The sequence below is a fragment of the Myroides sp. DF42-4-2 genome (assembly GCF_030326445.1).
Lineage (GTDB): Bacteria > Bacteroidota > Bacteroidia > Flavobacteriales > Flavobacteriaceae > Flavobacterium.
In genome coordinates, this window is the sequence record NZ_JACAKI010000004.1 from 73,290 (window position 1) to 89,441 (window position 16,152).

The 16,152-nt window shown below is 35.4% G+C and carries 12 protein-coding genes; 4 read left to right on the forward strand and 8 right to left on the reverse strand.

The window, feature by feature from the left end; all coding sequences use genetic code 11:
• Nucleotides 1–118 precede the first annotated feature (118 nt).
• Complete coding sequence (locus tag HX062_RS05070) at nucleotides 119–1,210, reverse strand: zinc-binding dehydrogenase (RefSeq protein WP_286466645.1); 1,092 nt, start codon at nucleotides 1,208–1,210, stop codon at nucleotides 119–121.
• A gap of 231 nt (nucleotides 1,211–1,441) precedes the next feature.
• On the opposite strand from HX062_RS05070, the gene HX062_RS05075 reads away from it, so the two are divergent.
• From HX062_RS05075 to HX062_RS05085, 3 genes are read left to right on the forward strand one after another with little or no spacing between them, the layout of a single operon-like run.
• A complete protein-coding gene (locus tag HX062_RS05075) occupies nucleotides 1,442–2,728 on the forward strand; it encodes a DUF5690 family protein (protein WP_286466646.1) in 1,287 nt (428 codons plus the stop codon).
• Nucleotides 2,729–2,749: 21 nt separating this feature from the next.
• Nucleotides 2,750–3,904, forward strand: a complete 1,155-nt coding sequence (locus HX062_RS05080; RefSeq protein WP_286466647.1) for a TIGR03364 family FAD-dependent oxidoreductase — start codon at nucleotides 2,750–2,752, stop codon at nucleotides 3,902–3,904.
• A gap of 5 nt (nucleotides 3,905–3,909) precedes the next feature.
• Complete coding sequence (locus HX062_RS05085; protein WP_286466648.1) at nucleotides 3,910–4,593, forward strand: phosphonatase-like hydrolase; 684 nt, start codon at nucleotides 3,910–3,912, stop codon at nucleotides 4,591–4,593.
• A gap of 68 nt (nucleotides 4,594–4,661) precedes the next feature.
• Here the strand turns inward: HX062_RS05085 and HX062_RS05090 are convergent, their stop codons facing one another.
• From HX062_RS05090 to HX062_RS05120, 7 genes are all read right to left on the reverse strand, one after another.
• Nucleotides 4,662–5,240 (reverse strand): helix-turn-helix domain-containing protein, encoded by a 579-nt coding sequence (locus HX062_RS05090; RefSeq protein ID WP_286466649.1) that lies wholly within the window; start codon nucleotides 5,238–5,240, stop codon nucleotides 4,662–4,664.
• A 218-nt stretch (nucleotides 5,241–5,458) separates the two neighbouring features.
• Nucleotides 5,459–5,824: an HIT family protein gene (locus HX062_RS05095; protein WP_286466651.1), complete on the reverse strand. Its 366-nt coding sequence runs from the start codon at nucleotides 5,822–5,824 to the stop codon at nucleotides 5,459–5,461.
• On the reverse strand, nucleotides 5,825–6,853 hold the full coding sequence (locus HX062_RS05100) for an HNH endonuclease family protein (protein ID WP_286466652.1): 1,029 nt from the start codon (nucleotides 6,851–6,853) through the stop codon (nucleotides 5,825–5,827).
• A gap of 92 nt (nucleotides 6,854–6,945) precedes the next feature.
• Complete coding sequence (locus HX062_RS05105; RefSeq protein ID WP_286466657.1) at nucleotides 6,946–9,951, reverse strand: DEAD/DEAH box helicase; 3,006 nt, start codon at nucleotides 9,949–9,951, stop codon at nucleotides 6,946–6,948.
• A 3-nt stretch (nucleotides 9,952–9,954) separates the two neighbouring features.
• Nucleotides 9,955–10,350 (reverse strand): (deoxy)nucleoside triphosphate pyrophosphohydrolase, encoded by a 396-nt coding sequence (locus tag HX062_RS05110; RefSeq protein ID WP_286466658.1) that lies wholly within the window; start codon nucleotides 10,348–10,350, stop codon nucleotides 9,955–9,957.
• Between the two features lie 568 nt (nucleotides 10,351–10,918).
• A complete protein-coding gene (locus HX062_RS05115) occupies nucleotides 10,919–12,154 on the reverse strand; it encodes an McrC family protein (RefSeq protein WP_286466660.1) in 1,236 nt (411 codons plus the stop codon).
• Between the two features lie 7 nt (nucleotides 12,155–12,161).
• Nucleotides 12,162–14,729, reverse strand: coding sequence for an McrB family protein (locus HX062_RS05120; protein ID WP_286466662.1), 2,568 nt, complete (start codon nucleotides 14,727–14,729; stop codon nucleotides 12,162–12,164).
• A 394-nt stretch (nucleotides 14,730–15,123) separates the two neighbouring features.
• On the opposite strand from HX062_RS05120, the gene HX062_RS05125 reads away from it, so the two are divergent.
• Complete coding sequence (locus tag HX062_RS05125) at nucleotides 15,124–15,819, forward strand: hypothetical protein (protein WP_286466664.1); 696 nt, start codon at nucleotides 15,124–15,126, stop codon at nucleotides 15,817–15,819.
• The last annotated feature ends 333 nt before the right edge of the window (nucleotides 15,820–16,152 follow it).

The following is a 16,152-nucleotide window of genomic DNA, read 5'->3' on the forward strand; positions in this document are numbered from 1 at the left end:
TTATTGGATAAAGTTTTGTACTGGGGAAATGCGATAGACTTGCTTGCGCATAGAAAAGAAGAAGAGCTAAAAAAAACAGTAGCCTACTTGGGTTTGCTACTGTTGTATTTATTGCGGATTAGTTTGAAGAGGAGGGGCTAATACCCACTCGAAAGTGCTGTCCGGAGTTGGCTGTATCAAAGGCGGAAGCAAGTTCACTTAGGTGGTATTGAGCGCTTACGAGTTTGTCAAAAGGAAAGCGCTGGTGGTTTTGGGTTAAAAAATCAATGGCGGTTGAGAGATCTTGAGGGGTGTAGTTGTGTAAGCCGCGAATAGTCAGTAATTTTCTCACTATTTTTTCTGCGTTAATTGGCGTTGCCTCCTGATTGAAAACCGCACCTATCCAGATGCTAATGCCACCAATGCCAAGCAATTCGATTCCTTCTTCCATAACGGCGGGCATTCCCGTTGTATCGATGACAATATCAAGGCTGAGGTTGGCCTCGTCTAACAGCTGTTTTTTGGCCGTTGTGTCTAGGGTGTTGAGCAGGGTGGTCGTTGCGCCAAATTCCTCCCCTAAGGCCAGTCGTGTTGGGTTGATATCGCAGAGCAAAACGTGTTTTGCTCCTAACGTGGTTGCCATGGCAGTTGCGGATAATCCCAACATCCCCGCCCCGTAGATCAAGACGGTTTTGTCCTTCACATCGCCCGCTAAGCGCAGTCCACCTGCTATTGTAGCGTGGGTACAGTTTAAAGGGGCGAGTTCCTGTAGACTTATATGAGGAGGGAGTTTAAAAATAGCAGTCCCTTTTTTCAAGAGGCAGTGGGTGGCGAACCCCCCGTTGAGCTCCCCATCGTTAAAAGGATGGTGTCCGTATTTGTATAAAGAAAAAGCTTTTTGTGGGTATCCTTTCTCCGCCATAGGGTCGAACTCGTCAAAAGCGTATACGCACCAGGTAACCAAATCCCCTAATGCAAGTGCTTGTCCTGTATAATCTTTTTTGGCTGTAGGGAGTTGTACTATACGACCTACTATCTCATGACCTAATATTGTTGGGCTGTCCAACGCTCGTCGTCCACAATAGGTGTGTAAGTCACTCGTGCATATTGTGGTGTAGGCAATTTCAACGAGAATCTCTCCCTCCAATACTTGATCGAGTTGTACGTCCTTAGCCTCAAAGGTTTTTGTGGTGGTATCAAACACCATGGCTGTCGCTTTTGGTAATTTCATAGTTTTACTATTTGTAAATATTTGTAAAAATGAGATTCGACCTATATTTGGGGGTTTACCCTGCTTATACCTCCAGTCTTATCTCTTTGTTTTATTGGTTTTGTAAAGGTATGTCCTTTGTTTATAGGTTGTTTTGAGCAAGTAGAAGCTTAACCTAAAATTTACCTTTCGGTAATATTCGCTTGTTTTCTTTCCCTTACTTTTGTTTACAAATAATAAAATATTTACCTCATGAAAGGAGCAATAGTTACAAAGAGTAAAAATATAGAAACTTGGTTTTTGTTGATTTCCGTTTTTCTTTGCTATACCGGGATGTATGCTGTGCGCAAGTCTTTTTTGGCTGGACAATATTCAGATATGAAGGTATTCTTCAATATGGATCCTAAAATATTGCTCGTGATCAGTCAGGTTTTTGGGTATATGATATCGAAATTTATCGGTATTAAGATTGTATCTGAAATGTCCAAAAGCAGCCGATTGTATTGGTTGACTGGAGCAACGGCCTTTGGATTGGCGATGTTGGGCTTGTTTGCAGTTTTACCAGCGGAGTGGAAGTTTATCGCTTTGTTTTTGAACGGATTGCCTTTGGGGATGATTTTTGGCATTGTGTTCTCTTATATTGAAGGGAGAAAAAACACCGAATTACTAGCAGCAGCTTTGAGTGCGACCTTTATATTTTCAACGGGATTCGTTAAGTCAGTGGGTTTATTGCTCATGGATAACTTTGGCGTAAGCGAATACGATATGCCGTTTCTTACTGGACTCTTGTTTTTTCCGCTTTTCCTTTTGTGTTCTTTTATTATGAATAAATGTAAAGGGCCTTCTGAACAGGATATACAAGCGCGTAGTGAGCGCAAACCCATGTATAAAAAGGACCGCATGGCCTTCTTGAGAGCCAACGGATTGGGGTATTTGGGGCTGGTTTTAATCTATGTCATCCTCACCATCGTGCGCGATTTTAGAGATAATTTTGTGGTGGAGTTTTGGGAGGAACAAGGTACAGCTGGTGCACCGACATTGATCACCCTAACTGAAATACCTGTGGCCCTGATTGTGCTTGTTATTGCAGCTTGTAGTGTGTTGATTAAAAACAATAGAAAGGCGTTTAATATGGGAATCTACCTAACCGTAGCTGGTGCATTGACTATGGTTGCTACCACTTTTCTCTTTAAAGAAGGTCATGTGTCGGCAATCGTTTGGATGATCCTATCGGGTATAGGGGTCTACCTTCCTTATATTCTGTTTCACTGTTTGATTTTTGAGCGATTAGTAGCCTTATTGAGCTTTAAAGGAAATGTAGGCTTTTTGTTCTATTTCGCAGATTCATTGGGATACTTTGGTAGTGTAGCTGTCTTGTTGTTGAAGGAAATCGTTGGTTTTGAACAGCGATGGACAGATTTCTTCATTGCAATGAACATTCAAGCAGCGATTGTTATTCTCCTTGTAGCGCTAATTGTGGTTTGGTTTTTTAAAAAGCAAATAGAGAAAAAGCCAATCTTACACAATGCAACGGTTTAATATAGAAATAGTTTAAAAGATATGAATAGTACATACGATTTAATAGTAGTTGGTGGAGGTGTTTTAGGAACATTTCACGCGTACTACGCTGCGCAAAAGGGATTGCGCGTATTGGTTGTCGAAAGAGATAAACAACCAAGCAGTGCAACGGTGCGCAATTTTGGTCAAGTTGTCCCTTCGGGAATGAATACCAAATGGCAAAATTACGGCAGAGAAAGTTTACAAGTATACAAAGAAATACAGGCTAAATTTGACATTTCCGTCCGCAATAATGGTTCGGTATACCTAGCGTCAAATGAGGAAGAGCTCACTTTGTTGGAAGAACTGTACCACATCAACAGAGGCAATGGATACGCCTCCCATCTACTGACCAAAACCGAGTGTTTGGATCGCTATGCGGGAATACGCGCTTCTTATGTAAAGGGCGGGTTGTTCTTTCCTGAAGAAGTAACTGTAGAACCGCGTACGATGATCCACCGCCTACAGCAGTATATGACGGAAACTCTAGGGGTTGTGTTTGCTTATCAGACGCTTGTTGTTCATTGTGAACAGGCCAATGATCAGGTGGAAATCACTACAGCCAAAGGAGAAATGCTAACGGCTAGCAAGGTGATGATTTGCTGTGGAGCGGAGTTTAAAACCCTATTCCCTTCAGTATTTGAGCAAAGTGATATGGAAGTAACTAAATTGCAAATGATGCAAACAGTCGCTCAACCGGGATCTTATCAACTCAAAGGTTCTATCTTAACAGGCTTGTCTATTCGCCGTTATGAAGCTTTTCAGGAATGTCCTTCCTATCAGGCGATCAAAGCGAGGGAAGACCAAAATAGTTTAGAGAAAAAATGGGGCGTACACATTCTGTTCAAACAAGCTACCGATGGATCAATTATCATTGGAGATTCACATGAATACGCCGATGCAGCACATAGCGATGATTTGGGGTTTGACATCAAACAGGAAATAAACACCTTTATGCTAGAAGAGGCCCAGAAAATATTTGAATTACCAACGTATGAAATCCGAGATACTTGGTTTGGTACCTATGCACAAGGCAAGAATATCGATATTTTCAATACAGTGATTGGCGAAAATATTCACATTGTTACGGGTATTGGAGGAAAAGGCATGACGGGGAGTGCTGGTTATGCAAAAGAAAATATAAATACTTTATTTTAGATAAGATGAAAAATATAGAAATGGTGGTTTTTGATATGGCAGGGACCACGGTGAATGAAGATAATTTAGTGTATAAAACCGTTTGCAAAGTAATTAACGACGCTGGGTATGAGGTAAGTTTAGCTCAAACGTTAGCACATGGTGCAGGCAAAGAAAAGTTACAAGCGATTAAAGATATACTCGTTGAGTGTACCACAGCAGTTGAGGTAGAGCAACAAGCCCAATTGATTTTTAGAAACTTTAAAAAGCACTTAGAAGATGCGTATAATACGTTTCCAATCAAAACGTTTGACGGTATGGAAGCGTTTTTTAGGGTACTTCGTGCAAACGACATCAAGGTCGTGTTAAACACGGGATATGATGCCAAAACAGCCAATAAGCTGTTGGCTAAATTAAATTGGCAAGTGGGACCAACCATCGATGGGCTAATCACGGCAGATGATGTGGAGGTGGGCAGACCATCACCAGAAATGATTCACAAGGCGATGCAGCAATTTAATATTGTAGATGCGCAACGCGTATTGAAAGCAGGTGATTCCATCATCGATATAGAAGAAGGTAAAAATGCCAACTGCGGAGTGGTTGTAGGGGTTTTAACAGGAGCTCAAGATAGAGCCTTATTGGAAACTGCCGAACCTACAATGATTGTAGATTCCTTGGTTGAGCTTCAAACAATATTAGTAAAGTAAGTGTGTAAATCAATAAAAGGGGTAGTCTCGTGTGTGAGCTACCCCTTTTTTATTGAAGGGAACTGTCGTTAATCGTTTTTATCATAAAAAAAATAGACCACAAGCATGAGGCAATTTTCTTGGGTTTTATTGATGGGAACGTGTGGAATTCTACCGTCGAACAAGATGGAATCCCCCGCTTGTACAAGTACTTCGTCTTCGCCAATCACATAAGTACAAGCTCCTGAAATGACATACTTGAATTCAAAGGCGTCTGTTTCGACTTTATCTCTTTTGGAATTTGGTTTTACCTCTAGGAGAACGGTCTCAAAACCACATGAATTTAGCTGCTTGGAAAAGATGGAGCGGTATTCAAAACCAACCGCAGCTTCTTCTTTTTCAATGATGCTGTAGTCTTCCTTTTTACACAGAATATAATTGCTCTTGTTGGCCAGTGGAATATTGTTGAAAAAGGTTCCCACTTCTACGTCTAAAGCTTGAATAATATGTAGTAGAACAGGTAATGAAGGTATTGTTCTGCCATTTTCAATTTTGGAAATAAGCCCATTACTCACTTCTGCTTTGGTTGCAACTTGGGTAATGGTGTATTTATTTCGCTTTCTGATTTCCTTTATTTTTTTTCCTATACCAATCAGGTAGTTATCCATGTTTTCTTCTGTGTTTTACAACAAATATAGGGAACTTTTAGTCAGTAAAAGACAAGGATTGCTTTTTTGTCTTTGGGTTGTATGGTCATTTTTCCAGCTGCAGAAGGAATTTGTTGGAGCTGTTACCCTTTAATCCCTAAAGTGCTGCTTTAAGTGCTTCAGCTTAAGCATTTGCTGGAATTGTAGACCTAGATTTTTGCTCAGCGGTAGTTTACTTGCTAATAGTTGCCTTTAGAAGGAATCACATGTCGCACACCCCCACGTGGATTTTCCATATCTCCTATGTAGCGAGGGATGAGGTGACAGTGAAAGTGAAATACCGTTTGACCCGCCGGTGCTCCACAGTTCATCCCAATATTAAATCCATCAGGAGCATAGTTCGCCAATACGATTTGTTTCGCAGCTTCAATAGCTAAGGGGAGGGCTTGTTGCTCTTCTGTTGTAAGCGCAAAGTAATCCTGTCTGACAGTATTGGTAATAATAAGTAAATGACCCGGACTTACAGGAAAAATATCTTCAATTATAAAAAAGTATTCATCTTGATATACGATGCGGTCTTGGGGTATTTGAGTAAAATCTTGCATTTAAAATAAAGGTTGTAATTCAACTTTGGGTTTCCATTTTTGGATGGATAATTCAACAGCTAAGTTATATTGTTTTTGTAAAAAAGCTATTCTTGCTGCAGGTGTTTTTCCAGTTTGATTGACAATGGTCTCTCCAAGAGGATGTTTACTTGCTATGTAAAACTCGTTTCTCTTGTGAAGTCGATCTAGATATTTTGGTTCTGGTACTTTTGCGCTTTTATCCAAATTGACATAGTGATCAGATAGCACTAAGTTCCATATTCCGTTGACGTTAGCGCCATTTTTATTTAAATGCAATTTGTGCATATGCGGGAAAAAGTGATCTACGGCGCATAGCTTATCACTTCCAGATACTATGGATATATCCTGAAAGGAGTAAAAACACTTGCCTTTTTGATAGCCATTTAAAGAAGCTCGAGCCGAGGTGATGTCCTTGCGACGCATTAGGTTATTTTCTATAAATAGGGTGTTTAGCTCATCATCTATTTTCACCTCTAGTAAGTTGGGGTTTAAATCCAAATTCCAGGCTGTTTCAACGAGATTCCACCTAGCCTCAACTTCACTGTTTAAGTTGGTAAATTGTACGCTTTCTTTGAGTTGTAAAAGATGATCCGTGATTACAATGTTTTTAGCTGTTCCTTGATAATCCTTTTCATAGAATCGATGGGGAATTGTACCTCCGTTTATGTTTTGAAAGGCGTCGACAACATTGGTAAAACCGTGTTTTTCAGTTAAGTGAATGAGCTGATCATAGGAGATGGTATGGGTATTAAAGTCTCTACAGGCATTTAGAAACACACTAGAGGGGGAGTTTCCTTGTTTGTCATTGGCCTTTATATGCTCTAAGATACTCTTTACGTATATTGGCGCTACTTGAGCTAAAGAAATAGTTGTGGTTTCCTTATCAATTAGCTCAAGTAAAGCCTTGGCAAAGGCAAATTTATAGGTTGCTGAGTTCTTGCCAAATAGGATTAAAGCCCTCCACTGCGATTCTAAACTTGGGTCGTTTTCTTGAAAAATCAAAGACATATACCGGTAACTTTGTATAAAAAACAAACAAGATACCAAAGTAAATTAAGCTTGTCAAATAATTTGAATATATGATACTCAGAAAAAGTAGATTATTGACTTAGAATATAGTGATATAAAGCATCTTTAACTGGAATATTGAGTTTGAAATCCACCTTAACTACATTTACATCTCGACCATTTGCCGGCATAGTGGTTTGTATAATACGATCGTTTATAGGAGTCATTTCCCCCATAAAATACAGTTCTCGGTCGTTGTCTTTGTTTTGATTGGTAGACTCTTCTATTTCTTTTCCTTTTTGTATGAAAAGTAAAATTTTCATTTTATTTTCTCTATGCATTTTGAGTTGAAGAATTTCTGGACTTTCTAATGTGCGTTTACTCTTACTCATCCATTCAAAAGTACTTGCATCCAAAAAGCGATCCTGATACTTAGTAGTTTCACTAATATCATCTTCTTTATGATAGTTTACAAAAATAGGGAAGGCATCTTTTAATTCATTAATTTTATATCCCCCAATATTAAGTTCAACAGGACTACTTGATTCATTTAAAATTCGATAAACATCTTTTCTACTGTATTTTTCATATAGAATAAATCCATTTACAACTTGATAATTGGCCTTTTCTAATTTAGTTTGGTATTTGCTTAATGCGGTATTAATACTATCTATTAGATAGGTCTTGAACAGTTCGTTTTGTATTAGTTTTTTGTACTGGTTAGTCAGTTCAATTTGCTGGTTAGTTTTAATTAGTACATTGTATAGTTGTGGATTATCTAAGTAATCAGAGTTTCTATATGTCACTTTTTTGCCCTTAGCACTAGGAGATTCTTTGTAGTTTATTGTGCAATAATCAAAGTTGATGTTTTGGATCGCAGATTCAATATCTACTGTTGAAATCTCAAATTTATAAAGGTGATGAAAATCAGTCTTTAATTGGTCTATTGACAAATCAGCATTAGTTGTTACTAATTGATGGAGAATATATGTTTCTATTATCCGTTTTGCATTGTTTATTTCTGAATCAAAGTACATCAATACTTTTTCCATAGATTCATCCAAATCTATTTTACTCCCTGTTTTCTTTTCAAAGCTATGAACCGCACTATAGTAAGACTTATACGTTTGCACATACAAATAAGGATCTCTAGCCCCGTGTTTAATGAAATCCATCATTAAAGGGATCTGGTTTAGTTTGTATTTCAATGCCAAATAGTCTTGTTCAAGATCTTTTTTTACATTTAATCTAGCATTTTTGATTGATTCAAATATTCTGCTCTTTGATATTGCATCAAATTCAACGGTTGATGCACCGGGAATTAATACACTCCCTTCACTTAGGGTTTTTCTCAAATGGTCTTTATTGTATGTTGTATCGCCAAATAAGGCAATAGGAATTAGGTAATTATTTTTGTAATTTCCAATAAAGTCTAGGACTGTAACATAAGATTTACCATCAGCTTTTCTTAGGCCCCTGCCCAGTTGTTGAATAAAAATAATAGAGGATTGAGTTGCTCGAAGCATAACAATCATATTCACTTTTGGGATATCGATCCCTTCGTTAAAAATATCAACTGTAAAAATAAACTGTAATCTATCTTCAAGATCAGATTCTAAATTGAGAATAGCTTTTTCTCTTTCTGATTCTTTATTGTCACCTGAAAGTGCAAGTGAAGGATAACCATTTTTAGTAAATTGAGCTGCTAATGATTCAGCCTCTTGTACTGTCGAACAAAATACTAAACCTCTATATTCACCTGAATCTGTAGAGTAGTGCTCAATTTTATCTAAAATATGGTTTACTCTATTTTTTTCAATTAAAGTATTAAAAGCTGTTTTTTCATCTACTACTTGACCGTTTATACTAATATCGGTAATACCATAGTAGTGAAAAGTTGTCAATAAATTTGCTTCCAATGCTTGATGAAGTCTTATTTCATAGGCAATATTGTGATCGAATATACTATAGATGTCCTGTGCATCCGTTCTTTCTGGAGTTGCTGTCATGCCTAAAAGAAATTTAGGCGTGAAGTAGTTGAGTATTTTTTGATAGGTTTTAGTTGCTGCTCGATGCGTTTCATCAATGATAATATAATCAAAGTGATCTTGTGAAAACTTGACTAAGTTTTGATCCATACTCATTGTTTGAACTGTTGAAAAAATGTAATTCTCTTCAATAGATTTGTTGGATCCATCGAACATTCCATAGTCTACTGGTTCTCCGGAGTCTAAATTTTTTCCGATTACTTTTGAAAATGATTTCAATGTTTTGGATGCGATAATACTGCGATGAACAATAAAAAGTACTTTTTTAGCTTGTAGTTCTTTTACATCAAATGCAGAAAAATAGGTCTTTCCAGTTCCCGTTGCAGAAATTAACAAAGCTTTTCTTGCTCCTTTTTTTCGAAGCTCACTTAAATTGACTAAAGCCTCTTTTTGCATTGAATTGGGCGTAATTACCTCATTGTTTAAATCTTGAATCTTGCTGTTGCTTTCTTTTTGAATAGCCCTAATCTGCTGATATTCTATTTCATATTTTGCGATAAAATCAGAAGTGACAACAATAGAGTTCTCGATTATTTTTTGTTGCTCATTTAGAATTTTTTGGGTTAGTTCTCCATTTTCTAAAGTGTTTATTTTAACATTAAATTCATAGTTTACGGTTAGAGCCTTATCTGTCAGATTGCTACTGCCTATGATTATGCTGTATTGATTATTACTTTTAAAAGTGTAGCATTTTGCGTGGAAGTTATTTGTAACATCAATTCGCAATTCAATATTATCATATTTCAGTAATCCTCTTAAAGCATGAGGATCAGTGAAATTGAGATATTTAGATACAATAATCGTTCCTTTGACCCCCTTTTGTTGTAATTCATCCAGTGTATTTCTCAGTACTGCTAATCCACCCATAGTTAAGAAGGCAACGTTAAAAGTAAACTCTTGACACTGGTGAAGTAAATGAATAATTGAGGTTAAAACCTTTTTCTCATTTTTAAAATCGTTGATTAGGATTTCAGGTCGAAACCTATTGTCTGAGTTATGTGTACTATTTAGAAATCCTGTTCTTAAACTGTCTAAAAAAGCTTGTTCCATGATCTAGTATGAAGCAATTAACTTGTCAACAATAGGAATATCAGCAGCTGCCCAGTCCAGTGTGTTTAAATCACTGATTGCTAGCCATTTAAATGATGCATGCTCATTGAGTTGAAAATCTAATGTAGTAGTTGAGCACAAGTAGCTATGCATTATAAGGTTGAAGTCTGGATAGGTGTGGTGTACTGTCATAAAGAACTTATCAATTGTAATTTCCCAATTAAGCTCTTCTTTTATTTCTCTAATTAATGCCTCTTCTCGCGTTTCTCCTTCTTCCGTTTTTCCTCCTGGAAATTCAAATTTATAAGAAAGGTACTCTTTCTTATTTTCGTTTCTTTGCGCACAGAAAAGCTTCCCTTCAAATTCAATAATTGCCGCAACGACCTCAATAGTTTTCATTATATTTCTTTTATTATTGCAATAATTGTAAAGATAGGAAATGTTAATATAGTATTATAATAAATAAAGATAAACTAGTGGCAATAGTAAGTATTGAAAGGTTTATTATCGCTGTTTTGCCTAACTCTCCTTCTTTTACCCGCACTTCAATTCGGATTGTAAATCAGATGTCAAAATCAGAGAGAATATCAATTCGTATTAATTAAGCTAATTTTTATGTCAGGGCTATATCATAATTTTAATTTGTTTTACTAATGTATTCGATTTATTACAGCAATTTTTTAAAAGTAATTTAAACAAAAAATAACGGATGAGTTTTTAATTGATTTTTTGGCGGAGGCTTCTTATAAATCTAAAATTTTACTATTCTTTAATTCGTGTTATAATAAAAAAAGGAATTTCCATTAATTTACTTTGGTATATTTATAACTGCGTAAAAACCTATGCATTTATTTAAATTGATGTAGGTTGACCGTTTCAATTTTACCTATTCAATTTAAAGAAACAGTAAGAAAATAATGTGTTTTGTTCCTTGAAACCATTTGTATATAGTTTCAATTAATCTTTTTTAGTTCATTATTTTCTCTACTTTTTCGACAATTTCTTCCTGCCAAGTTTGTATCGTATCACCCGTGGCTATTTGTATAATACTACATGTTTTATCCGATAATTCTCCTTCGCTAGCTGAATTAAAATAATTTCCTTTTCTAATTTGATGTTGATCAGAAGGATAAATTAGAAGAACGGTATTGGCTTGATAAAAACGATGGTAGACATACATCTGACGTAAATCCTCGGGAGAAGGATTCGAATCATTTATATTCTTCCATTTGGTGTCAAGAACAATGAATTCTTTTGATGTGTTGTGTTGTATAACAATATCCGGTCGTATAGTAGAAGAATACCCAGTATTGGGTTGCCAAAACTTTTTGGATAATTGAGCAGAAACCCGATGTGTTGTTAATCCCTTTTTTAAGGTTACAAGAATAAATTTCTCCCATAAGTTATTCATATCAAACATTAAAGCCAGCACATTATTTTTTCCTTTTACCACATCAGGATGATAATTGAGAAGTAATAGTTTGGCAATTTCAATCGCTTTTTCATAAGGTTTGTTTTTTCGATCAAAAACAAGTTGGCCAAAGGTAGATGCTGTTATTTTGCAATTCTTCATTTCAGGGAAGTTCATCGCAAGGGACGCTATTCGTCCTTTTAACGCGGGATTTGTATTGCTAGTAACTAATAATTGGATGGTTTTGAATAGGATTTCATGTAAAATATGTTCCGTTGAATAGTGGGTGTATTTCACATAAAAACGCTCTTTATGCACCAAATTAAGAGCAAGGTGTTTTGAAAATTGCAAGGACCCTTTTAAAGCCTTTTGATTTCCTTCCTGCTTGCGATATCTTTTGATTAATCCTCGATGTAGCAAATATTCCACTTCAGAAATAAATAGTTCGAAATAGAGCTCTAAAATTGAATTTGCCTTCAGTTTTAAAGAACTAGAACCAGTTGATTTTACATCAAATCTCCAAACCGTTTTAATCATTTCAATCAATAGATTTCTCCATTTTGTTTCACCCGATTGATCAGCTTTAGGCAGAACCTCAATAGTTGTTTTTCCAACTTGAATGACACCCACATGTTCATTGAATTGTACACCATTTCGGATTAATTTAAAGAACGGAGTACCATCACCATGATATAATTCCAAGGCATCATGCAACAATTTTTCCTCTGTATTGTTTAAATCAAATACGCGCTTTTCATGCTCAAAAACGGTGATTTTATTCTCTTTGTTCACAGTTCAATTACTTCATTAGTAAGTTAATAGCTTCTCTAAATGTTTCCGTATTACTTTTGTGATCGATTATCTTATACGATTCTCTTTCTTCAAATTGTGAATAATCCACTGTACTGAATTTTGCAAAAGCAGATTTATTTTCAATTACTTCAATAAAACCACTACCTAAAACCAAACCGATTTTGCCATAATCGCCAAAGAAGTATTCTTGAAGCAAAGGAATAATGTTTTTATAGAAAGACTCAATTAGGGTTGCTTCATTCTTATTGATAAAATAGGAATGACCAATAAGATGATCACGATCGAGTAATTTTTCAATTCTCGTATTGATCTTTTCTAAAATTGAAGCAGCAGTATAGCCATACAGCATTTGTTGTAGTTCGGGTAAATCGTATTTAGGGGGCATTTCCTCGAAAACAAAACGTCTGCGCAGGGCTGTGTCTAACGCTTCTACACTTCGATCGGCCGTATTCATTGTGCCTATAATATAGAGATTAGAGGGAATACCAAAAGGTTCTTTTGAATAAGGCAACGTAACCTTTATTTCTTCCTCATTGCCTAAGCGTTTGTCTTCTTCTATTAACGTAATTAATTCACCAAAAATATTAGAGACATTACCTCTGTTGATTTCATCAATAATCAATACATGAGGTTCTAGCGGTACTGAATGTGCTGTCGCAATTGATTTTGTTTTAGCATTAATTTTATTGTTGATGTAATTCAGTACAGCCCAATAAGCTGTAGAATTTGAACCTCCAATTACAGCCCTAAATTCTTTGTCTATGTTTTTTATTACAGATAAATCGGGATAGACCTTTTGCAATTTTTCCGCACGTGAATAAGAAACGGTGTATTCTTTTGCGTTTTCAGAATAAATAGGTTTTAAAATTAAATTGCCTTTATCTGAAATTCCAGTTATTTTTAAACCAAGATTTTCAGTTAATATATTCAATACCAATTGCTTTTCGTTTTCAAGATTTTTATTAGCCTCTAAAACAAGATCATTAAAAGCATCGTTAAAAGTATAGGTTTTGTATACCTCTAATTGCTCAGATGGAATTTGTGCTTTTTTTGATATTGTTTTAAATATTCCATCTTGTATGTCGTAAATAACGCTTTTGTCTTCATTGTCATTTTCTTCTATAACGGGTTTTATTCCTTCAATAAAATCCTCATAAGTCATGCTTTGATGAAAAGTAGTAAATACGATTTGACCTTTTTCTACTAATCTCTTATATTCTTCTTTAACCTTGTTTCTATTTTGATTGAGGTCAAAGCTTGGATTGGCAATGGCAATCGCTTTATTGATCGTATGGTAAGTTTTACCAGTTCCTGGAGGACCATATAAGATTTGATTTAACGGGTGTTTTGCATTTTTAGCCATCATGTATTTTTCTGCAATTTCTGCTTTAATGATATTGTTGTTGATCAAAAAATCTCGAATATCATGACCAATAATTTTATCAAGCTCAACAAAACTTTGGATCATTTCGTTTATGCTTTCTATCGAAGTGATTTCCTCTTCCTCCAATGAAAATATTCGTTGATATCGTATGGATTGAAAATATTTTTTTTGTCTGGGTTTAGTGGCCCAATCAAACCAACGAACTGTTTGTTCGTCATAATTTTTAGTCCGTAAATAAGTATACAAGCTCTGTAGAAGTGTTGTTATTTCTTGAGGTTGTTTCTCATTTTCTAAATGTAAATCAATGTAAATTGCAGAGTTATCACAATATAACTCATAGTGTACATAATCACTGCCTATAATACCGAATTGATCCTGTAAACGTTGAAAATCTGCACCGTGATCACTTCCTATGGCTATGGGAAAATCAAAATTTTGATTTAATTGTTCATTAAATAAAGTTTTAACCTCGGCAAATAGATCGTGATTGCTATTGTCTTTCTCAAGCATGATGTACAAAAAATCTTGTGTTAAGAGATTAGAGCTTGGATCTGTATATCCGCCTTCAGGTAAGTTAGCTTTAATAAGACTCTGTAGTTCTTGATCATTTTTTATGAATTTATTCTTAATGATATCTGCTAATTCTAGATAATGAAGATATCTTTGATTTTTAACAGTGCTTTTCACACCAAGCAGCTTACATAATCTCGAATAGAATGAATATTTATATAGAAAATAGTTTTCTGGATATTTGAAGCTTAATAAAAGAGAAAGGGTTCGTTCATCGTGGTGGTGCCCGTATTTAACAGTAGGCATTACTTCTCTATATAGCGCTAAGAGCTCCTTGTCAAAGGATTTAATCCTTTCGCGCAAGTCTTCTTGTTCGTCGTAAAATGCGACTAGTAGCTGTGCGTATTGTTCTTTTCTCTCTTCTTTTAAATGTTTCATAACTCCTAAAGCAGTGTGATATAGTAGATTGCTGTAGTTTAAGGAGATTAGTTCGTCTACAATGGTTTCTGGATCCAATTTTGGAAGTCCTTTTTGTTTTTCAAATAGAACCCATTTATCTTTTTCTTCATTTAATCCACCATTTCGGAGGTGAGTTTTATATTTTTCCAGTAATGCAGTAATTTCTGGTCGCTTATTCTCAATAAGTTGCTGTAAATCCATTACAAGTTCTTTTGGTCATTTTGGTTAATAGTGCTCGTTATTCAAGGTCACCTAATGTGGTGGAAATTGCAATTGAAGCGCTTTTCAAATCAATAGCGCTTTCAATCACATCAAGACTTCCTTTTGCTTTTTGATATTCAAATAATATAACGTCAATTTTATAGAAAGTAAATATACAAAAGGGAAGAATAGAAAAGAAAGATATCTTCGTGGATGACTATACTTTATGAGTAAGGATTAGACAGCAATCAGTTCGAAACAAAGTGTTTTTTATAGAGTCTATTGATGATAATTAAGAAGAAATTAGTTGTATTGGATCATTCGATAAAAATAATGTACGTTCATTAAAAGTGCTATAGATGTATTAACTTCGTATATCAAAATCAAAAGAAATATGAGTGTAGAAAAATTCTATATGGGTTGGGATGTGGGGGCTTGGAATTGTGATAAAAATAGGTTTAGTAGAGATGGAATAGTTATTCTCAATGAAAACGGTAATATAGTAGGTAGGAGTAGAGGTAACCTAAGGGAAATACTAAATCAGGCAGAAACATCCAAAGATTTTTTACATCTTCTTTTTCAATGCTGTGACTTATCCTATAATAACCAAAATGTTACTATGGCAATTGATGCTCCCTTGGGTTTTTCAGAGGCCTTTGTCAAACTTATAACAGAATATATAACGGCTGCTAGTTCCATTGACTTATTTAAGGATAACCCTTACCTGTTCAGAGAAACGGAACGCTTTCTTTATGCAAAAGGATATAAACCGCTTTCAGCTATAAACCACATGATAGGTTCACAAGCAACAAAAGCCATGCATTTTATTTCGAAATTCAATTGTGCTATTGAAACTGTTGGTATTTGGAAAACTAGTGATAAACGCCTAACTATTATTGAAACCTATCCAGCTGCTTGTACTTTTGAAATACCTGATGAATTATATGGGGAGCATAATGATATTATTGATGCATATATATGTGCTTCTATTGCAACTATTTTTGATCAAGATAGAGCTAAGTTAGATAGTCCAAACGAAGGTGTCAATGAAAAAGAAGGTTGGATTTGGGTACTTTCAAATCAAAACTGATTATTATATTCAAGCAGATGTAACTACACTCAAAGGCTTGGTATATCTAAAAATATGACTTCTAATCGAAGTCTTGAGCGGTGGTAATTTTGTTGAAAATGAAATCATTTCAGTTCTCTTAACCCCTAGCACCATGCACTCCAAGGATTAGTTGTTACAACAAAGGTTGATTGGCGGATGGGTAAAGTGTGAGTATATAGGTAGATGGTTAAGGGTTTGTAAGGGGATTGTAAAGGGTTTGTAAGGTAAAATGGCCTAAAACCCTTGTAAATACTAACGATCCCCTTACAAACCCTTTACAACTACTTTACTTTGTATTTTAAAATACTGAAA